Annotated in this window: 14 protein-coding genes and 1 pseudogene; 5 read left to right on the forward strand and 10 right to left on the reverse strand. The window is 64.6% G+C overall.

Annotated elements, in window-relative coordinates; genetic code table 11:
- Positions 1-187 precede the first annotated feature (187 nt).
- The 5 genes and pseudogenes from I6F24_RS01175 to I6F24_RS01195 all read left to right on the forward strand — a co-directional run bounded on the left by I6F24_RS01175 (position 188) and on the right by I6F24_RS01195 (position 6,157).
- The gene (locus I6F24_RS01175; protein ID WP_036023289.1) at positions 188-664 is read left to right on the forward strand and encodes a formate dehydrogenase subunit gamma; all 477 of its coding nucleotides are present in this window, start codon (positions 188-190) and stop codon (positions 662-664) included.
- On the forward strand, positions 661-2,217 hold the full coding sequence (locus I6F24_RS01180; protein ID WP_225149842.1) for an NADH-quinone oxidoreductase subunit NuoF: 1,557 nt from the start codon (positions 661-663) through the stop codon (positions 2,215-2,217). The genes I6F24_RS01175 and I6F24_RS01180 overlap by 4 nt, the downstream gene beginning before the upstream one ends.
- A gap of 10 nt (positions 2,218-2,227) precedes the next feature.
- A pseudogene (gene fdhF / locus I6F24_RS01185) lies at positions 2,228-5,102 on the forward strand (formate dehydrogenase subunit alpha).
- Between the two features lie 4 nt (positions 5,103-5,106).
- Positions 5,107-5,934, forward strand: a complete 828-nt coding sequence (gene fdhD, locus I6F24_RS01190) for a formate dehydrogenase accessory sulfurtransferase FdhD (protein WP_225149843.1) — start codon at positions 5,107-5,109, stop codon at positions 5,932-5,934.
- Positions 5,924-6,157 (forward strand): formate dehydrogenase subunit delta, encoded by a 234-nt coding sequence (locus I6F24_RS01195; protein ID WP_225149844.1) that lies wholly within the window; start codon positions 5,924-5,926, stop codon positions 6,155-6,157. The genes fdhD and I6F24_RS01195 overlap by 11 nt, the downstream gene beginning before the upstream one ends.
- On the opposite strand, the gene I6F24_RS01200 is transcribed toward I6F24_RS01195, so the two are convergent.
- From I6F24_RS01200 to I6F24_RS01245, 10 genes are all read right to left on the reverse strand, one after another.
- Complete coding sequence (locus tag I6F24_RS01200) at positions 6,132-9,101, reverse strand: bifunctional [glutamine synthetase] adenylyltransferase/[glutamine synthetase]-adenylyl-L-tyrosine phosphorylase (RefSeq protein WP_225149845.1); 2,970 nt, start codon at positions 9,099-9,101, stop codon at positions 6,132-6,134. The two genes, I6F24_RS01195 and I6F24_RS01200, sit on opposite strands and share 26 nt — an antisense overlap.
- A complete protein-coding gene (locus I6F24_RS01205; RefSeq protein WP_036023279.1) occupies positions 9,098-10,558 on the reverse strand; it encodes an ATP-binding protein in 1,461 nt (486 codons plus the stop codon). Before I6F24_RS01205 ends, I6F24_RS01200 begins: the two co-directional genes overlap by 4 nt.
- 366 nt (positions 10,559-10,924) lie before the next feature.
- Entirely contained in the window at positions 10,925-11,620 is a 696-nt protein-coding gene (locus I6F24_RS01210) for an ABC transporter ATP-binding protein (protein WP_225149846.1), read from the reverse strand.
- Entirely contained in the window at positions 11,620-12,369 is a 750-nt protein-coding gene (locus tag I6F24_RS01215) for an ABC transporter ATP-binding protein (protein ID WP_225149847.1), read from the reverse strand. The genes I6F24_RS01210 and I6F24_RS01215 overlap by 1 nt, the downstream gene beginning before the upstream one ends.
- Positions 12,366-13,670 carry a branched-chain amino acid ABC transporter permease gene (locus I6F24_RS01220; RefSeq protein WP_225111756.1) on the reverse strand — a complete coding sequence of 435 codons (1,305 nt, stop codon included), beginning with the start codon at positions 13,668-13,670 and terminating at the stop codon, positions 12,366-12,368. Before I6F24_RS01220 ends, I6F24_RS01215 begins: the two co-directional genes overlap by 4 nt.
- Positions 13,667-14,614, reverse strand: a complete 948-nt coding sequence (locus I6F24_RS01225; RefSeq protein WP_036005767.1) for a branched-chain amino acid ABC transporter permease — start codon at positions 14,612-14,614, stop codon at positions 13,667-13,669. Before I6F24_RS01225 ends, I6F24_RS01220 begins: the two co-directional genes overlap by 4 nt.
- Before the next feature lie 114 nt (positions 14,615-14,728).
- Positions 14,729-15,961 (reverse strand): branched-chain amino acid ABC transporter substrate-binding protein, encoded by a 1,233-nt coding sequence (locus tag I6F24_RS01230; protein ID WP_036005770.1) that lies wholly within the window; start codon positions 15,959-15,961, stop codon positions 14,729-14,731.
- Between the two features lie 275 nt (positions 15,962-16,236).
- Positions 16,237-17,463 (reverse strand): TetR family transcriptional regulator, encoded by a 1,227-nt coding sequence (locus I6F24_RS01235; protein WP_082641338.1) that lies wholly within the window; start codon positions 17,461-17,463, stop codon positions 16,237-16,239.
- 181 nt (positions 17,464-17,644) lie between these two features.
- Complete coding sequence (locus I6F24_RS01240; RefSeq protein ID WP_036023302.1) at positions 17,645-18,325, reverse strand: response regulator transcription factor; 681 nt, start codon at positions 18,323-18,325, stop codon at positions 17,645-17,647.
- Between the two features lie 276 nt (positions 18,326-18,601).
- Positions 18,602-20,182, reverse strand: coding sequence for a Do family serine endopeptidase (locus I6F24_RS01245; RefSeq protein ID WP_036005773.1), 1,581 nt, complete (start codon positions 20,180-20,182; stop codon positions 18,602-18,604).
- Positions 20,183-20,321 lie beyond the last annotated feature (139 nt).

A 20,321-nucleotide genomic window follows, 5' to 3' on the forward strand; every position in this document is an offset into this window, starting at 1 on the left:
AGCACGCCGGGCCTGCACCAACACGCAAAAACCCGCAGCCCACCCAACTTTCATGACCAATCCGTATCGATCGATTGCGGTTGCAAATCGATCGGAATCCGCAATCGCAGCACGGGACAGCTTTATTGATCTGCGAATGATTCCAACTAGTTTGCGGCGAAGGAAACGCTCTGGTTGAGAACGAAGAATGACAACGGTTTATGAGCCTTGGAACGAGACGCGCGGCGCAGAGATCATCGCCGAACATGCCAACCAGGAGGGAGCGACGCTGGTCATCCTGCATGCGCTTCAGGACGCATTTGGCTATGTGCCCGAAGCCGCGATTCCCATGGTGGCGAAAGCGCTCAATTTGTCGCGAGCCGAAGTCCATGGGGTGTTCACCTTCTATCATGATTTCCGCCACAAGCCCGCCGGCCGCCATGTGCTGAAGCTGTGCCGCGCCGAGGCATGCCAGGCTGCCGGCGGCGACGCGCTGGTTGCGCGGGCGGAGACGAAGCTCGGCGTGTCGCTCGGCAGCACGACGCCCGACGAGCGCGTCACGCTGGAGCCGATCTATTGCCTCGGCCTGTGCGCGACCGCGCCATCCGCCATGCTCGACGGCCGCCTGATCGGCCGGCTCGACCAGAAGCGCCTCGATGCGCTGGTTGCGGAGGCGCAGCGATGAGCATGCGTGTCTACGTCTCACGTGATGCTGGCGCGGTCGCCGTCGGCGCCGACGAGGTGGCGCAGGCGCTCGAGCGGGCCGCGGCCACGCGCGGTGTTGCAATCGAAATCGTCAGGACCGGCTCGCGCGGAATGTACTGGCTGGAGCCGCTGGTCGAGGTCGCAACGCCGCAGGGACGCATCGCCTTCGGCCCGGTGGCGGAAGCAGATGTGCCCTCCCTGCTCGACGCGCTCGCAAACAACACCCCGCATCTCTTGCGGTTAGGGGCCACCGACGAGATCCCCTGGCTGAAGCGCCAAACCCGCCTCACCTTCGCGCGCTGCGGCGTGATCGATCCGCGCTCGCTCGACGACTACCGTGCCCATGGCGGCTACAAGGGCCTCGCGCGGGCTCTCTCGCTTGGCTCGGATGCGATCCTCACCGAAGTCACCGCATCGGGCCTGCGCGGCCGCGGCGGCGCCGGCTTTCCGACCGGGATCAAGTGGAAGACCGTCGCGCAGGCCAAGGCCGACCGCAAGTTCATCGTCTGCAACGCCGACGAGGGCGACAGCGGCACCTTTGCCGACCGCATGATCATGGAAGGCGATCCCTTCCTGGTGATCGAGGGCATGACCATCGCCGGCCTCACCGTCGGCGCGACCAAGGGCTACATCTACATCCGCAGCGAATATCCGCATGCGGTGGAAGCCATGAACGCCGCCATCGCGGCGGCCAGGCGCGGCGGCTATCTCGGCGACAAGATCGGCGGCTCCACCACCAGCTTCGATCTCGAAGTCCGCGTCGGCGCCGGCGCCTATGTCTGTGGCGAGGAGACCTCGCTGCTGGAAAGTCTCGAAGGCCGCCGCGGCATCGTGCGCGCAAAACCGCCGCTGCCGGCGCATCACGGCCTGTTCGGCAAGCCGACCGTGATCAACAACGTGCTGTCGTTCGCCGCGATCCCGTTCATCCTCGCCGAGGGCGCCAAGGCGTATGCCGATTTCGGCATGGGCCGCTCGCGCGGCACGATGCCGATCCAGCTCGCGGGCAACATCCGCTACGGTGGCCTGTTCGAGACCGCCTTCGGTGTGACGCTCGGCGAGCTCGTCGACGACATCGGCGGCGGCACCTTTACCGGCCGCCCGGTCCGCGCCGTGCAGGTCGGCGGGCCGTTAGGGGCCTATTTCCCCCGTGCGCTGTTCGACACGCCGTTCGATTATGAGGCCTTTGCCGCACGCGACGGATTGATCGGCCATGGCGGCATCGTCGTGTTCGACGACAGCGTCGACATGCGCAGGCAGGCGCGCTTCGCCATGGAGTTCTGTGCCGTCGAATCCTGCGGCAAGTGCACGCCGTGCCGGATCGGCTCGACCCGCGGCGTCGAGACCATCGAGAAGATCATGCGCGGCGAGCGCGTCAATGAAAACATCGCGCTGGTCGAGGACCTCTGCAACACCATGAAATTCGGCTCGCTCTGCGCACTCGGCGGCTTCACGCCCTACCCCGTGCTCAGCGCGTTGAAGCACTTCCGGGAGGATTTCGCATCCCTCCCGACCACGCTGCAGGCCGCGGAATAGGAGAACGACGATGTCTCTGATCGAAGAAATCGACTACGGCACGCCGCGCTCCAAATCCACGACGATGGTGACGCTCATCATCGACGGCAGAGAGGTCACGGTGCCCGAGGGCACCTCGATCATGCGCGCCGCGATGGACGCCGGCCACCAGATCCCGAAGCTCTGCGCAACCGACATGGTCGACGCGTTCGGGTCCTGTCGACTTTGCCTCGTTGAGATCGAGGGTCGCGCCGGAACGCCGGCCTCCTGCACCACGCCAGTGATGAACGGTCTCGTCGTGCACACCCAGACCGAGCGACTCAAAAAGTTGCGCAAGGGCGTTATGGAGCTCTACATCTCCGACCATCCGCTCGACTGCCTCACCTGCGGCGCCAACGGCGATTGCGAGTTACAGGACATGGCCGGCGCCGTCGGCCTGCGCGATGTGCGTTACGGCTATGAGGGCGAGAACCACGTCTTTGCCACGCGCCACGGCTGCGACAACGACCACTGGATGCCGAAAGACGAGTCCAATCCATACTTCACCTACGATCCCTCCAAGTGCATCGTCTGCTCGCGCTGCGTCCGCGCCTGCGAGGAGGTGCAAGGCACCTTCGCGCTGACCATCTCCGGACGCGGCTTCGACAGTCGCGTCTCGCCGGGCATGAGCGAGAGTTTTTTGGGCTCCGAATGCGTCTCCTGCGGCGCCTGCGTGCAGGCCTGCCCGACCGCGACGCTGACCGAGAAGTCGGTGATCGAGATTGGCCAGCCCGAGCATTCCGTGGTCACCACCTGCGCCTATTGCGGCGTCGGCTGTGCCTTCAAGGCGGAGATGCGCGGCGAAGAAGTCGTGCGCATGGTGCCCTACAAGGACGGCAAGGCCAATCGCGGCCATTCCTGCGTCAAGGGCCGCTTCGCCTGGGGCTATACCAATCACAAGGAGCGCATCCTCAAGCCGATGATCCGCGAACGGATCGAGGATCCCTGGCGCGAAGTGTCCTGGGACGAGGCGTTCTCGTTTGCCGCCGCCAGGATGCGCGGTATCCAGAAGAAATACGGCCGCGACGCCATCGGCGGCATCACCTCGTCGCGCTGCACCAACGAAGAGACCTATCTGGTGCAGAAGCTGATCCGCGCCGGCTTCGGCAACCACAATGTCGATACCTGCGCCCGCGTCTGCCATTCGCCGACCGGCTATGGCCTGGCCACCACCTTCGGCACCTCCGCCGGCACGCAGGATTTCGACTCGGTCGAGGACACCGACGTCGTGGTCGTGATCGGCGCCAATCCGGCTTCCGCCCATCCGGTGTTCGCGTCCCGCTTGAAGAAGCGGCTGCGCCAGGGCGCCAAGCTGATCGTGATCGACCCGCGCCGCACCGAGATGGTGGAATCGCCGCATGTGAAGGCGCTGCACCTGCCCCTGATGCCCGGCACCAACGTCGCCGTCATGACCGCGCTGGCGCATGTCATTGTCACCGAAAGCCTCGTCAACGAAGCCTTCGTGCGCGAGCGCTGCGACTGGAGCGAGTTCGAGGAATGGGCCGCCTTCGTCGCCCAGCCGAAGAACAGCCCCGAAGCCACCTCCATCCTCACCGGCGTCGATCCCAAGGTGCTGCGCGAAGCGGCCCGCATCTATGCCGCGGGCGGGAACGGGGCGATCTATTATGGCCTCGGCGTCACCGAGCACAGCCAGGGCTCGACCACCGTGATCGCGATCGCCAACCTCGCGATGGTCACAGGCAATATCGGCCGCCCCGGCGTCGGCGTGAACCCGCTGCGCGGCCAAAATAACGTTCAAGGCTCCTGCGACATGGGCTCGTTCCCGCACGAGCTGCCCGGCTACCGCCACATCTCCGGCGACGCGGTGCGCGACCAGTTCGAGGAGATGTGGAACGTCAAGCTCAACCCCGAGCCCGGCCTGCGCATCCCCAACATGTTCGACGCCGCGGTCGAAGGCACCTTCATGGGGATCTACGTGCAGGGCGAGGACATCCTACAGTCCGATCCCAACACCAGCCACGTGGTCGCGGCGCTATCGGCGATGGAGTGCGTCATCGTCCACGACCTCTTCCTGAACGAGACCGCGAACTACGCCCACGTCTTTTCTGCCCGGCTCGAGCTTCCTCGAGAAGGACGGCACCTTCACCAACGCCGAGCGCCGCATCCAGCGCGTCCGCAAGGTGATGACGCCGAAGAACGGCCTGGCCGACTGGGAGGTCACCATCGGCCTTGCCAAGGCGATGGGCTTCGACATGAAGTACAACCACCCGTCCGAGATCATGGACGAGATCGCGGCGCTGGCGCCGACCTTCGCCGGCGTCTCCTATGCCAAGTTAGATGAGCTCGGTTCGGTGCAGTGGCCCTGCAACGACAAGGCGCCCGAGGGCACGCCGGTGATGCATATCGACGGCTTCGTCCGTGGCAAGGGCAAGTTCGTCGTGACCGAATACGTCGCAACGGACGAGCGCACCGGCCCGCGCTATCCGCTGCTGCTCACCACGGGCCGCATCCTCAGCCAGTGCAATGTCGGCGCGCAGACGCGGCGCACAGAAAACGTGGTCTGGCATGCCGAGGACCGGCTAGAGATCCACCCGCATGATGCCGAGCAGCGCGGCGTGCGCGACGGCGACTGGGTGCGGCTGAAGAGCCGCGCCGGCGAGACCACGCTGCGCGCCGAGATCACCGACCGCGTCGCGCCCGGCGTCGTCTATACCACCTTCCATCATCCCGACACGCAGGCCAACGTCATCACGACCGACTATTCGGACTGGGCGACCAACTGTCCCGAATACAAGGTCACGGCGGTGCAGGTCTCGTCCTCGAACGGCCCGTCCGACTGGCAAAAGGCCTATGATGCGCAGGCGCGCCAATCCCGCCGCATCGTGCCGGCCGAAGCCGCGGAGTAAGCGCATGCACGTAGCGGTCCAGGCCATCGATCGCGACATCTGGCGCAACGGCGCGGCGTCGGAAGGAACGCGGTTCGTCCCGGAGGAGACGCCGCTGGCGCTGACCTATAATGGCGGCACCTATGCCGTCATGATGGGAACGCCGCAGAACCTCGAGGATTTCGCGGTCGGTTTCAGCGTGAGCGAAGGCATCGTCAAGTCGGTCGACGACATCAAGTCGCTCGAAATGGTCCGCCTCGACGACGGCATCGAGCTGCGCATGTGGCTCGCACCGGAAGATGCCGCGCGCATCAACCAGCGCCGTCGCCACATTGCAGGTCCCACCGGCTGCGGCATCTGCGGCATCGAGTCCATTGCCGAAGCGGTGCGGCCCGCGGCGATCGTCCCGGACGGGCAGACCTTCACCCCCGAGCAGGTCATGGCGGCGATGCAGGCCATTGCGCCGCTGCAATCGATCAATCTGCAGACCCGCGCCGTTCACGCCGCCGCGTTCTGGTCCCCCACAAGCAACATCGTCGCGCTGCGCGAGGATGTCGGCCGCCACAACGCGCTCGACAAGCTCGCTGGCGCCCTGGCGCGCAGCCGCAACGAGCCGCGCAACGGCATGGTGCTGCTGACCAGCCGCGTCTCAGTCGAGATGGTACAGAAGACCGCCGCGATCGGCGCGCCCGTGATGGTCGCGGTTTCTGCGCCCACCGCCCTCGCGGTGCGCACGGCGGAAGCCGCCGGCATCACTCTGATCGCCATCGCCCGCCAGGACGGGTTCGAAGTGTTTTCGCATGGCGACCGGATCGTCACGCGCCATGCCACGGAGGTTGCCGATGTCGCCTGACCGCCTGATCTACATGGCCAACCAGATCGGCAAGTTCTTTGGTAGTCAGGGTCATGACAAGGCCGTGCCGGGCATTGCCGAGCACATCAAGAAGTTCTGGGATCCCCGCATGAAGCGCGCGGTCTTCGCCCATCTGGATGCGGGCGGTGCGGGCCTGGAGCCCGACGTGCGCGAGGCCATCACCGCGCTGAAGCAGGCTATGACCCTTCCAGCAGCGCCCTGAACACGCGCCGCACCTCGCTCTGGGTCTCCTTCACCCGCGCCTCCAGTGAGGAGAAGTCCGGCGCGTCGCCGGCGCGCGCCATGACGCGCTGCAGGTCGGTGCCGGCGGTATCAGGCTTGAAGCGCTCGCTGACGCAGAGACGCAGGATCTGCGTGAGGTCGTGATAGAGCCGCGCCGCGGCCCGCAAAATCTCCGTCTCGGATTGCGCGAGCACGCCGATCCTGCAGGCATTCTCCAGCACCTGCATGGTGCTGACGTCGAGAATCTCGGGTTTGTCGTGCGCGTGCACGAGCTGGAGATACTGCGCGATGAAGTCGATATCGACCATGCCGCCGGCGGCATGCTTGAGATCCCAGCAATCCGCCTCGCCCTTCTCCTGCGCGATCGCGCGCCGCATGTCGGCGACGTCGTTGGCGGTGATGGCGGGATCGCGGCGGCGGGTGAGGACATCGCGGATGACGCGCTCGATCCGTTCCCGGAATTCGGGCGAAGCCGAGACCACGCGCGCACGCGTCAATGCCATGTGCTCCCAGGTCCAGGCTTCGTTGGCCTGGTAGTCCGCGAACGAGACGAGGCTCGAAGCCACCGGACCTGCGCGTCCCGAGGGCCGCAGCCGCATGTCGATCTCGTAGAGCACGCCGTAATTGGTGCGGGTCGTGAAGGCGCTGATCAGGCGCTGGGTGAAACGGGCGAAATAGTGTGCGCCGTGAAGCGATTTCACCCCGTCGGAGTCCGGATGGTCGCCGTCGAAATCATAGAGCAGGATCAGGTCGAGATCGGACGAGGCCGTCATCTCGCGGCTGCCGAGCCGGCCCATCGCGACGATCGCGGTCTCCTGACCCTTGATGCGGCCGTGCTGGGCGGCGAAGCGATCGGCGACGAGACCGTGCACGGTGTGGACGATTCCCTCCGCGACGTCGGCGAAGGCCGTGCTCGCCTGCTGCGCCGAGACGGTGCCGGAGAGGATGCGTGTGCCGATCAGGAACAGGCTCTCCTGCCCGAACAGGCGCAGGCGATCGAGGAACTCCTCGTATGAGCCGGCGTCCTGCACGGTGGTCGCGAGCCGCCCCGACAATTCCTGCCTGTCGGGCATGGCGCCGAAGAAGCGCGGATCGATCAGGCCATCCATCAGCTGAGGCTGCCGCGCCAGCATGTCGCCGAGCCGCGGCGCGGCTCCCAGCACCAGCGCCACCAGCGCGACGAGATCGCGGTTCTGGCCGAGCAGCGTGATCAGCCGGCCGCCGCGCTGCAGCGCGCCGAGGAAATGATCGAACGAAACGACGGCGCGATCCGGCTCTTCGGCATGGGCAAGGCCGTCGATCAAGGCCGGCACGAACTCGACGAAGGCGCTTCGCGTCGCCTCAACGCGGAAGACGCGATAGTCGCCGGTGATCCAGTCGCGCACCGTCTGCGCGACCGCGGCGGGCTTCTTGAAGCCGAGCGTCGCGAGGTGCTGCAGCAGGCGCGGATCATCGGGGCCCGCACCGTAGTCGAGCGCCGGCAGCCTCGCCGTGCCGGTGGGGTCATCGCCCTCGAACAGTTTTTCGTAATGGCCCTGGACGATCTGGAGCTGGCGCAAGAGGTCGCGCGCAAAGGCCTCCCGAGTCCGATAGCCGAAGAACCACGCAAAGCGCTCGACCGCTTGCTTGTCCTCCGGCAGCGTGTGGGTTTGCTCGTCGGCGATCATCTGCAGGCGATGCTCGACACGGCGCAGGAATTCGTAGGCGGTCGCCAGCTCGTCACGCGCCGCCACAGTGATCCAGTTGCTGGCGGCGAGCACGTCAAGCGCCCGCAGTGTCGGCCGCACCCGCAATTCCGGATGGCGGCCGCCGGCAATCAATTGCTGGGTCTGCGCGAAGAATTCGATCTCGCGAATGCCGCCGCGTCCGACCTTGACGTTGTGGCCCTCGACCGCAACCTCGCTCTGGCCGCGATAGGTCTGCATCTGCCGCTTCATGTCGTGTACGTCGGCAAGTGCGGCAAAGTCGAGATGCTTGCGCCAGACGAACGGCCCGATCTCGGCGAGCAATGCCTCGCCCGCTTTTGAATCGCCGGCACAGGTCCGCGCCTTGATCATCGCGGCGCGCTCCCAGGTGCGCCCTTCCCGCTCGTAATAGTTCAGCGCGGCGTCCCGCGAGATCGCCACCTGCGTCGAGGACGGGTCGGGCCGCAGCCGCAAATCGACGCGGAAGACGTAACCATCATAGGTGCGCTGCTGCAGGATGCGCGCCATGCCTTGCGTCACGCGGACGAAGAACGGCTGCGGCTCGATATCGGGCGCGAGGGTCGTCGCATCGGGATCGAAGAACACGATGAGATCGATATCGCTGGAATAGTTCAGCTCGCCCGCACCCATCTTGCCCATCGCGAGCACGATCAGCCCGCAGCCCTCTTCGGGTGCCTCGGGATTGGGCGGTGAGAGCTTGCCGCGTGCGGCTTCCTGCCGCAGCAGATATTGCAGTGCCGCCTGCACCGAGGACACCGCGACATCGGTCAGCGCCGCCGTCACCCGCATCACCGGCCAGACACCGCCGATATCGCACAGCGCGATCAGGAGCGCAGCCTCAGCCTTCATGCGGCGGAGCAGCCGCATCACCTCGGCCTCCTCCGAAGCCGCGAGCACCGCGCTGCGCGCCTCCGCGATCAGCGCCGTCAGATGCGCATCCGGATCGCATTCGAGCAGCCGGATCAGGCGCAAGGCATCGGCGCGCACCAGTTCGAACAGATAGGGCGAGAATTCCGCAATCCCGGTCAGGATCTCGCGGGCGAAGGGATGACCGAGATGCGTTTCGAGACGGGCCGATTGTGCCGGCTCGAGCTCGGCCAGCCAGCTTTCGAAACGGGGTTCATCGGTTGCGGAAGCGGCAATATGGGGAGCCTCCGCGAAGCGTGCGGCCAGCCTCTCACCATGCTTGTCCGCGTTTCCCGGCGCGGAGTGGTTCATGCCACCTTCTGTGGCACATCCGGTGTTGGCGGAGCAACCCTGTCGCCGGCGCCCGCGCGCGCCGGCAGCACGAGCGTGGCGACGAGGCCGGGATGGGCATCGCCCAAGCGCAATTCGCCGCCGTGCAACGTCGCCACCGCCGAGGCGAGGCTGAGGCCGAGGCCCGAGCCCGGCAGCGTGCGGCTGGCCTCCAGCCGCACGAATCGCTCGATGACGTGCTTGCGGTCGGCTTCGGGGATGCCGGGGCCGCGATCGGTGACGCTGAGCAGCACCTGGTCGCCCTCGCGCCTCGCCTCGATCGTGATTTGCCTCGCGTCCATGCTGACCACGGTTCCCGCCGGCTGTGCCGCGGGCTGGCCGTATTTGATCGCGTTCTCGACAAGATTGGCGAGCGCCTGGCTGATCAGCTCGCGATTGGCATGAACCGGCGTCGGCTCGCACTTGACCTTCAGGGTCATGCCGTCGTCCTCGGCGAGCGGCTCGTAGAGCTCGTGGATGCCCTCCGCGACCTCTGCGGCGTCGAAGTCGTCCATGTTGCCGCGCGCCTGTCCGGATTCCGCGCGCGCGATCATCAGCAGCGCGTTGAAGGTCCGGATCAGCCCGTCGGACTCCTCGATGGTCCGCTCCAGCGCGGCGCGATAATCCGCCTCGCAGCCCGATCTCGCCAGCGCCTCCTCGGCGCGATTGCGCAGCCGTGTCAGCGGCGTCTTGAGGTCGTGGGCGATGTTGTCGGAAACCTCCTTCAGTCCCGCCATCAGCGCCTCGATCCGCTCCAGCATGGCGTTGAGGTTCTCGGCGAGGCGATCGATCTCGTCGCCGCTGCGCCCCACCGGCAGGCGCTCGCTGAGATCGCCGGTCATGATCCGCTGCGCCGTGCCGGTCATCGCGTCGATGCGCCTCAGCACCCGCCGCGCGACGAAGATGCCGCCGCCGAGGCCGAGCACGACGACGATCAGGACCGAAAACTGCGCCGCCTTGGCGACGATGCCGAACAGGCGCCGCCGCTCGGCCAAGTCGCGGCCGATCAGAAGCCGGAAGCCGTTCTCCAATTCGGTGACGCGAACGAGCGCGCGATGATCGCGGTCATCGCTGTCCTCGATCCGCCGGTAGGCTGTCTCCGACCAGCCGCGCGTCGCCATAACGCCCGGCGCCAGCGAGCCGACATTGCCGGCGATCGCCTGGCCCGTCGGCGTGGTCACGAGATAGAGATTGGCGCCTGGCCGCAGCGCCCGATACTCGATCGTGCGCACGAGACCGACTAGGCCGCGGCGGTCGTAGATCTCGTTGATCTCCGAGGTCTCGGCATTGACGGTCTGCGTGATCTCCTCGGTGATCAGCCGCCGCGTATTCCAGGCGAAATAGGCCAGCAGCGAGGCCGCGAACATCGCGAACAGCAGCAGATAGACCAGCGTCAGCCGGAACGCCGTGGTGCGGACGAGTTTACCGAATGCCGTCACGGATCATGTACCCAGTTTCAACCACGCGCCTGCATCACGAGCATCGACACTCACGTATTTCGCTTTGTTTACAATAACATAGCCTATAGATTGTCGCACCTGCGCCTAGGTCCCTGGTGGAACGAGCAACGCGAAAGGCATTCGTGACCACACGTGATAGGCGCACGCGGAACGTTAAAGGGGCACTCGATCGGAACCAAGTTAAATCCCCGCAAGCTCGGGCCATGCGGACACCGGACGGAGCCTGCGGGAGCAGTGATCCGCTGTGGGCCTCCCCTTCCGACCACGCTGAGGAACATCAGCCGTTACGGGCGGACGTCCTTGTCGAGGGCATCGCGCCATTGCGGTCAAACCCGCCGGCCTCCCTCACACTTCCAGCCATTGCGCGCGAACGTCGCTGTTTGATTTCAGTTGCTCGGGCGTACCTTCGAAGACCACACGACCGTGCCCCATGACGTAGACGCGGTTGGAGATCTTCATCGCAATCGACAGCTTCTGCTCGACGAGCAAAATTGCGACGCCGGCCTGCGCAATGCGGGCGATGAGATCGCCGACCTGCTGCACGATCAAGGGCGCAAGACCTTCGGTCGGCTCGTCGATCATGATGAGATCGGGGTCGCCCATCAGGGTCCGGCACGTCGTGAGCATCTGCTTCTCGCCGCCTGACAGCACCCCCGCAGGCGTATCTGCCCGCGCGGCAAGATTCGGAAACATGTCGAGCATGTCCTTAAGCTGCCATTTGCCGGGACGCCGCGTATCCTTGATGCCGAGGAGCAGATTCTGGCGGACCGTCAGCCCCGGAAAGACGTCCCGATGCTCCGGCACATAGCCGAGACCGAGGCGCGCGATCCTGTAGCTCGGCAGCCCCGCGATGTCCTTGCCTTTGAAGCGGATCGTGCCTTGCGGCGCAACCTCGCCCATGATCGCCTTGACAGTGGTCGAACGTCCGACGCCGTTGCGGCCGAGCAGGCTGACGACCTCGCCTGCCGCAACGTCGAGATCGACGCCCTGGAGAATGTGGCTCTTGCCGTAATAGGCGTGCAGGTCCCTGACCTCCAGCATCAGTGCGCCTCCTCGCCGAGATAGGCTTCCTTGACTTTCGGGTCCCGCCTGATCTCCTCCGGCGTGCCGGAAGCAATGATGTGGCCGTAGACCAGCACGGAAATGCGGTCGGCCAGGCCGAACACAACGCTCATGTCGTGTTCGACGATGACCAGGGTCTTGCCCTCGGTCAGGCGCCGGATCAGCGACACCGCGCGGTCGGTCTCGGCGTGGCTCATGCCCGCCGTCGGTTCGTCCAGCAGCACGACGGTCGCGCCGCTGGCGATGGTGATGCCGATCTCGAGTTCGCGCTGCTCCGCGTAGGTCAACAAGCCGGCCGGAACATCGCGCCGATGCGTCAGATGGATGTCGTCGAGGATTTGCGCCGTGCGCTCGCGCACCTCCGGCAGGCTATCGACGTTCTTCCAGAAGGCGTAACGGTGCCCCGTCGCCCACAGCACGGCACAGCGGACGTTCTCCCAGACCGACATGCGCGCGAATACGTTGGTGACCTGGAACGACCGCGACAGGCCGCGCCGGTTGATCTCGAACGGCCTGAGGCCGGAGATCACATCGCCGTTCAGTCTCACCTCGCCCGAGGTCGGCTTGATGTGGCCACTGATGAGATTGAACGTCGTCGATTTCCCGGCACCGTTCGGACCGATGATGGCGTGACGCTCACCTTGCGCGATGCTGAGATTGAGATCGCGGATGATGCCGACATTGCCAAAGCGCTTCTCAACGGCGCGGACTTCGATCGCTGCCGTCATGCCAAGTACCCCCGATCGCGCGCGACCGTCGCCGCGCGGTCCCATGCCTCGGCGACGCGCCGCCAGCTCAGGCGCGCGACGAAGAAGCCGCCGATGAGGAGGACCGCCGCGCTCGCCCACGTCAGCGGCGACGCCGGACTGAAGGCAACGCCGAACAGGTTGATCGGATTGCCCTGACCGCTATGCGTGCGCGCGATCGATTCGATCGTCAGGATCACACCGCAAGCCAGTGCCAAGGTCGGCACCGCCGCGATCAGATAGGAAGGGATCACCGTCGGCAGAGTTCCGGCGCGAACCAGCGGCCGGTGCATCATGACCAGCCCGGCGATGCCGCCGGGGGACAGCATCACGATGCCGATGAAGATAATGCCGAAATAGAGCTGCCACACGCCGGTGACGCTGGTCAGCCCGAGCTGAAGATAGGTCACGAGGATTGCACCCAGGATGGGTCCGAAGAAGTACGCGACGCCGCCAATGAAGGTCGAGAACAGCACGAGGCCGGATTGGATCGCGCCGAGATAGGCGGCGTTGGCGATCTCGAAGTTGATCGCGGCCAGGCCCCCTGCCACGCCAGCGAAGAAGCCGGCAAAACAGAAGGCGATGTAGCGCACCACGTGCGGATCATAACCGATGAACTGGACGCGCTCGGGGTTGTCCCGCACCGCATTGCTGATTCGCCCCAGCGGGGTCCGCGTCAGCGCATACATCGCGACGGCCGAGATCACCAGCCAGAACGCGATGAGGTAATAGACCTGAAGCTGCGGGCCGAAACTCAAGCCGAAGATCTTCGGCAAAGCCGTGCGGTCGGTCGATATTCCGGACTCGCCGCCGAACACCGAACGCAGGATCAGCGAGGACGACGCCACCAGCTCGGCAATGCCGAGCGAGATCATCGAGAACACGGTACCAGCCCGCTTGGTCATCAGCCAGCCGATGATGATCGCGAAAACGAGGCCGCCGAGTCCACCGAACAGCGGTATGAACGGCAGCGGGATTGGCCAGCCGTGCGAGACCACTGCATTCATCATGTGGCACGCTGCGAAGCCGCCGAGGCCGTAATGCACCGCATGGCCGAACGACAAGAGGCCGGTCTGGCCGAGCAGGATGTTGTAGGACAGCGCGAACACGATCGCGATGCCGATCAGGCTGAAGGACGTCAGCGAGCCGCCGGAGGAGAAGATCAGCGGCAGCACGATCAGCACGGCGATGCCGGCAAGCCATATGCCGTAGAAGCGCAGGCCGTCGCCGGCCGGCTTCCCTGCGATTGTCGATGTCGGCGTCGATGTCGTTTTGGCGTTCATGTCTCGCGCGTCCCCATCAGGCCCATGGGGCGTACGATCAGAATGATCACCAGCAGCAGGTAGGGTACGATCGGCGCCACCTGGGCAATGGTGACGTTCCAGATGTCGGTGAGCACGGACGGCCCTGCCGACGGATCGAGCGGACCGAAGGCGCTCGCCAACGAACCGTTCAGCGCCACCGCGAAGGTCTGTATCAGGCCGATCACCAGCGAGGCGATGAAGGCGCCCGGCAAGGAGCCGAGGCCGCCAAACACGATGACGACGAACAGGATCGGTCCCAGCGCCGCGGCCATGTCGGACTGCGTCACCAGCGCCGGACCGGCGATCACGCCGGCAATTCCCGCCAGCGCGCTGCCGACGCCGAACACCAGCATGAATATGCGTCCGACATTGTGACCGAGATGCCCCACCATATGGGGATGCGTCAGCGCGGCCTGAACGATCAGGCCCACCCTCGTGCGCTTGAGCACCATCAGCAACACGATGAATATCAGGATCGACACAGCCAGCATGAAAATCTTGTAGGCGGGATAATTCGTCGAGAAGATCGTGAAGGCCGGAAAGTCGAGCAGCGCCGGCACGCGGTAATCGACGGGGCTCCTGCCCCACATCATCGCCACGATTTCTTCGATCGCGAACGCAAGACCGAAGGTCAGGAGCAACTCCGCCACATGGCCGTGCTTGTGCGTATTGCGCAGGCCGTAGCGCTCGACCGCCATGCCGATCGCGCCGACCAGCAGCGGAGCCAGCAGCAGGGCCGGCCAGAAGCCAATCCATTTGGTGAGCTGGAAACCGAAGAAGGCGCCGAGCATGTAAAAGCTGGCATGGGCGAAGTTGAGCACGCCCATCATGCTGAAGATGACGGTCAGGCCGCTCGACAGCAGGAACAGCAGCATGCCGAACAGCAGACCGTTCAGCGTCGATATAACGATCAGTTCAAGCACAGTAATCACACCTCTGGCCGGGACAGAAACGGCCCCGGCGAAGTCGGTCCGGATGCGAGCAGCAACCTTCCCGCGAGCCGCTGTCGGCTGCGGGAAGGCAAAGCTATTCCAGGCTTACGGCCGGGTCATCTTGCAGGTTGTGGGAACCATCGTCTTGGATGTGTCGATCTTGGAAACCAGATGCCATCCCCAGCCGGTACCTTCCTCGTCGAACGGCTCGTCTGCAGCGAGCTTGCCGAAGGAGGAGATGTAGATCGGCTGGAAGAACTGGTGATCGTCCTTGCGCATGACGCCCTCACCGCCATCCAGCACCTCGAACTTGAGATCCTCGAGGGCAGCCGCGACCTTCACCGGGTCGAGCGAGTTGGCCTTCTCGGCCGCGGCCTTGAACATGCGCATCTCGTTGACGGCGCGCGGATACCAAAGCGACATGTTGACCTTGGCACGGAAGGTCTTTTCGAAGTCCATCGCCGGCTGGTGGCCGGAATTGGCAAAGCCCTCGGTGATCTGGAAGACCTGATGGTCGAGACCGGTCTGCTTGATTGCGGTCGGACCACCAGCGCCGCCGGCATAGTAGGTGTACCAATTGACCTTCAGGCCGGCGTCCGCCGCGGCTTTGAGCAGCAGTGCGATGTCCTGGCCCCAGTTGCCGGTCACGACGCTATCGGCGCCCGAAGCCTTGATCTTGGCGATATAAGGCGAGAAGTCGGTGATCTTCAACAGCGGATGCAGTTCGTCACCGACGATTTGGATGTCGGGCCGCTTGGCGCCCAGCATCTTGCGCGCATCCGCACGCACCGACTGGCCGAAGGAGTAGTCCTGGTTGATCAGGTACACCTTCTTGATCGCGGGGACATCCTTCATGTAGCTGGTGAGCGCTTCCATCTTGATGTCGGAGCTCGCATCCCAGCGAAAATGCCAGTAGCTGCACTTTTCGTTGGTCAGGCTCGGATCTACGGCGGCATAGTTGAAGTAGAGCACTTCCTTGCCGGGATTGCGCGTGTTGTTCTTGGTAACGAAGTCGGACAGCGCTGCGGCGACCGACGAGCCGTTGCCTTGCGTGATGAAGCGGGCGCCGGCATCGATGGCCTTCTGCGCCTGCACCAGGCTTTCCTGCGGGTTGGTCTTGTTGTCGAGAGGCAGAATCTCGATCTTGCGGCCCAATATGCCGCCCTTGGCGTTGATCTCGTCAGCCAGATACTGGAACGTCTTCAAGCCGCCTTCACCGATGCTGGCGCCACCGCCGGACAGCGGATCGATGTAGCCGAACTTGATTGTTTCCTGCGCGAATGCCGCTCCTCCGAGCATCGTCAGCGCTGCCGCCGCAGCAATTGCGAGCTTGTGCATCCTGGCCTTCTCCCTTTTGTATGTTCTTGTCCTTGGCGATCGAAGCTGACTCACAACGTCGGTCGCGCCCACTCTTCGCTACTCCAATATTGAATACTGTGTAAAGTTTTGGTGCAAGAAGTAATTGCGGCCTCAACGTGAAGATTGCCGCGCGCCGTCCGGAATATTGAGTTCACAGGCAACTTTTGGGATCAAAGCCGCGCTCAATCTGCGGCTGACATCAAGTCCGAACGGGAAAGGATGAAGAGCGCGATCAGGGTCTCATATTGGTTGCTTTATACCACTCCCCGACGGGGCTTGAGCCCCAAAAGGAACAGCCGCGAAAAATAATCGGCAATCTGCATCGGAGACCAGCTCCGCTCGTCCCTGAACCAGATCGGGTACCAGTGGCCCATTCCAGTCAGAACGCGTTCGGCGAAGTAAGTGTCGACGCTGCGGAAGTATCCCTCGTCGATCCAACACTGGTGGTTTCTCTGGTCCTGCTGGATCGTTGCGAGCACCTGCCTGACATAGTGCTTGCGGTCAACGTCGTTGAGATAGTTGATGTTGTGGTAGGTCGCCTTCGGGCCGCAAGGGGTATCGTGCAGCATCAACAACAGGCGGACTCTCTGGACGACGTAATCGAACGCCCCGAGCCTCAGGTCCTGCAAATATTCTCGAATCCCGATCTCACCGGCCAGACCTCTTCGCAGGCAAGCCAGCAAGAGGCGCTCCTTCTCGCTGAAATGATAATAGATGCCGGCGCGGGTCATGCCTGCCTCCGCCGCGATGCTCTCGAGCGACGTACCGGACGCGCCCCTTCGATTGAAACTGTCCGAAGCAATCGAGAGCATCCTGTCCAGCTTCGCGGCGCGCTTGTTCAATTTCGAGCGGGACTGGAGAAATGGTGCCAGGCTCGGCGCTTCAGGCATGTCCGGTAAGGCAATCTCACGCCGATACACCCCATGCGTGATGATGTCGTCAATGGCATCAATCGCCTGCTGGCGCGAATAATAGTCGCGCTCGGAGAACCAGAACGGAACCCAATCCAGGATGGAGATGAGGGCGACGGCCGTAAGGAGCGGCTCCTCGCAGGCAATCGAGCCGTCGGCAATGCCACGCTTCAGAAAGTCGGCGAGCAGCGCGGCATTCTGCCAGCGCCTGGCATGCACGTCTTTGCTGTAAGACGCAGCCAGTGCATCGATGTCGGAGAACAGGATCATGCGCTGGCCTTCAGGCCGCAGCCGGGCTCTTATGAAGCGCCTGACGATTTCGAGCCCGTCTATCCCGGGTTCGGCCGCCGTCTCGATTTCGTGCCTGTAGATCGCAAGACCGCGCAGGTAGCAGTGAAAGATCAGGTCTTCCTTGTCGCGGAAGTAGTGGTACAGCGCTCCCGGCACCGATCGAACCGATGCTGCGACCTGCTCCATCGTCACATTCGCATAGCTATGGCGGGCAAACAGCTTGGAAGCCGACACGAGGATCTCTTCAGCTCGGTCGGACGGGAAGGCGGCGACTTGCAAGCTTGAATATCCTTCCTGATCGTGGACGGATTCACCCCGGTGAAACGTCCACTACCACACGTCGGATATTCTTGCCATCGGACGAGGCGTTAGGCCAGTATCGCCCGCAACCCTCGGACGGCGGTGCAAATGAAGACGCAGCCGATGATTGCAGGCGCGCCGTAGATCGACGCCGAACGCCCTATCTCATGCCGTCACGGATCATGTATCCGGCGCCGCGGATCGTGTGCAGCAGCGGGCGCTCGAAGCCCTTGTCGATCTTGGAGCGCAGCCGCGAGATGTGCACGTCGATGACGTTGGTCTGCGGATCGAAATGATAGTCCCAGACGTTCTCCAGCAGCATGGTGCGCGTCACCACCTGGCCGGCGTGCTTCATCAAATATTCGAGCAAGCGAAATTCGCGCGGCTGCAGCGTCAGCTCGTCCTTGCCGCGGGCGACGCGATGCGAGAGCCGGTCGAGCTCGAGATCGCCGACGCGATAAAGCGTCTCCTCGGCGGGACCGCCGCGGCGGCGCGACAGCACTTCGACGCGGGCCAGCAGCTCGGCGAAGGAATAGGGCTTCGGCAGATAATCGTCGCCGCCCGCGCGCAGACCCTTGATGCGGTCATCGACCTGCCCGAGCGCGGAGAGAATCAGCACCGGCGTCGTATTGCCCTTGTCGCGCAATGCGCCGATCAGCGACAGCCCGTCGCGCTTGGGCAGCATGCGGTCGACCACCAGCACGTCGTATTCGCCGTTCTCTGCCATGGCGAGGCCTTCCTCGCCGTCGGCGGCGTGGTCGGCGATGTGTCCGACTTCGCGAAACGCCTTGGCGAGGTAATCGGCGGATTCACGGTCGTCTTCGATGATGAGGAGGCGCATCGTGCGTTCGGCGGCGGTCAAGGAGGTCAACCTTCTCTAAACATGGCGCGAGCGGCGACCGCATGCAAGCCGAGCAGGAGAGGCTCGAAGCGGGGAAAAAGGCGGGCGGTGAAGCTGGGGGGACCTCACCGCCCTAGGCCTTCCGACGGAGGGGGGCGTAATTCCACCGGAAGGTAGATGAGGGAAGCCAGCGTTGCGCTGCTTCCCCGAAGGGCACCGGCGGCGGGGGCGACTGATGCCGGCGGTACCCTTCATCTCGTGGGCCTCCTGAAGGCCTCAGCCCTTGGCGATGGGCACCGCGACGAAGCGCGACTGGCCGCCGCTCTTCACGCGCATCAGGACGCTGTTCTTGTTGTCGGTCCGCGCCGCATTGATGGCGTCGCGGACTTCGCCGGCGGTCGCCACGCTCTTGCCGCCGACCTCGAGGATCACGTCGCCTTCCTTGAAGCCGCGTTCGGCCGCCGCGCTCTTCGGATCGACCTCGGTGACCACGACGCCTTCCTTGCCGGCACCGGCCACGGAATTGGCCGGCGCAACGGTCATGCCGAGCTTCGGCACGTCGGTGCCCTTGCTGGCGCCCTTGCCGCTGTCCTTGTCGGTATCGGCCTTGGCCTCGACCGTATTCGGCAACTGGCCGAGGGTGAGGTTGACGACCTTGTCCTGGCCCTTGTGCAGCACATTGAGCTTCACGGACGCGCCGGGCGCCATGCCGCCGATCGTGCGGGCGAGCTCGCGGGCATCCTTGACGGGGTCGCCGTTGACCGCGGTGATCACGTCGCCGGACTCGATACCGGCCTTTGCCGCCGGACCGTTGGCCTGCGGTTCCGCCACCAGCGCACCTTCGGCCTTCTTCATGCCGAGGCTGTCGGCGATGTCGGAGGTGACGGGCTGGATCTGGACGCCGATCCAGCCGCGGCTGACCGAGCCCTTGTCCTTGAGCTGCGCAACCACGCTCTTGACGGTGTTGGCCGGGATCGAGAACGCGATGCCGACGCTGCCGCCGGAGGGCGAGTAGATCGCGGTGTTGACGCCCATCACCTCGCCGTTGGTGTCGAAGGCCGGACCGCCGGAATTACCCTTGTTCACGGGCGCGTCGATCTGGATGAAATCGTCATACGGGCCGTTGCCGATGTCGCGGCCGCTCGCCGAGACGATGCCCGCGGTCACGGTGCCGCCGAGACCGAAGGGATTGCCGACCGCGAGCACCCAGTCGCCGATCCGCGGTTTGCTGTCGGCGAGCTTGGCGAACGGGAAGTTCGTGCTGCCTTCGACCTTGATCAGCGCGAGGTCGGTGCGCTGGTCGGTGCCGATCACCTTGGCCGTGTAGGTCTTGCCGTCGTCGGTGGTAACCTCGACCTTGTCGGCGCCATCGACCACGTGGTTGTTGGTCACGGCATAGCCGTCAGCCGAGATGAAGAAGCCGGAGCCCTGCCCCTGCACGACGCGGCCACGGCCGCCCTTCAGGCCGGGGGGCAAACCATCCGGACCACCGAAGCGGCGGAAGAAGCGCTCCATCGGCGAGCCCGGCTGGAACGGCGAGGAGGAATCGTCGCCGTCGTCATTGCTGGCGGTCTTCTCCTTCATGTTGACCTTGACCGAGATCACCGAAGGCTTCACGCGCTCGACGACGTCGGCGAATCCGACCGGACGCTCGACCTTGCGGACCTCGTTGTTGACCTGCGCATGCGCCGGGCTGGAGAACAGGTCGGCCGGCGAGGTCGACGGGCTGAAGCCATAGACGGCCGCGCCGAGACCGGCGACGACGGAAGCCATCAACGCGAGCTTGCGCGCGGAAAACACCGACCGGCGCGGCTGCCGGTAGGACGGGAGGTTCGAAAGGTCGATACGATCGTTCATGCGGAAATCTCCAGAGCCCTGAATTCCTGTTGGTGCCGGATGCCGGCACCTTGCGGACCTGAACATGGGGACTCCCGCCTTACCGCGCGCTGGCGGCGGGGTTAAACTTTCGTAATGATGTGTCGAGGCGGATGCGGCA

Source organism: Bradyrhizobium sp. BRP23, assembly GCF_020194135.1.
Classification (GTDB): domain Bacteria; phylum Pseudomonadota; class Alphaproteobacteria; order Rhizobiales; family Xanthobacteraceae; genus Bradyrhizobium; species Bradyrhizobium yuanmingense.

Coding starts and splice junctions, on each gene's coding strand:
- I6F24_RS01195 (WP_225149844.1), top strand. CDS start 5,924: ATGTCGCCTGACCGCCTGATCTACATGGCCAACCAGATCGGCAAGTTC.
- I6F24_RS01245 (WP_036005773.1), bottom strand. CDS start 20,182: ATGAACGATCGTATCGACCTTTCGAACCTCCCGTCCTACCGGCAGCCG.
- I6F24_RS01210 (WP_225149846.1), bottom strand. CDS start 11,620: ATGCTGGAGGTCAGGGACCTGCACGCCTATTACGGCAAGAGCCACATT.
- I6F24_RS01200 (WP_225149845.1), bottom strand. CDS start 9,101: ATGAACCACTCCGCGCCGGGAAACGCGGACAAGCATGGTGAGAGGCTG.
- I6F24_RS01215 (WP_225149847.1), bottom strand. CDS start 12,369: ATGACGGCAGCGATCGAAGTCCGCGCCGTTGAGAAGCGCTTTGGCAAT.
- I6F24_RS01220 (WP_225111756.1), bottom strand. CDS start 13,670: ATGAACGCCAAAACGACATCGACGCCGACATCGACAATCGCAGGGAAG.
- I6F24_RS01240 (WP_036023302.1), bottom strand. CDS start 18,325: ATGCGCCTCCTCATCATCGAAGACGACCGTGAATCCGCCGATTACCTC.
- I6F24_RS01180 (WP_225149842.1), top strand. CDS start 661: ATGAGCATGCGTGTCTACGTCTCACGTGATGCTGGCGCGGTCGCCGTC.
- I6F24_RS01230 (WP_036005770.1), bottom strand. CDS start 15,961: ATGCACAAGCTCGCAATTGCTGCGGCGGCAGCGCTGACGATGCTCGGA.
- I6F24_RS01175 (WP_036023289.1), top strand. CDS start 188: ATGACAACGGTTTATGAGCCTTGGAACGAGACGCGCGGCGCAGAGATC.
- fdhD (WP_225149843.1), top strand. CDS start 5,107: ATGCACGTAGCGGTCCAGGCCATCGATCGCGACATCTGGCGCAACGGC.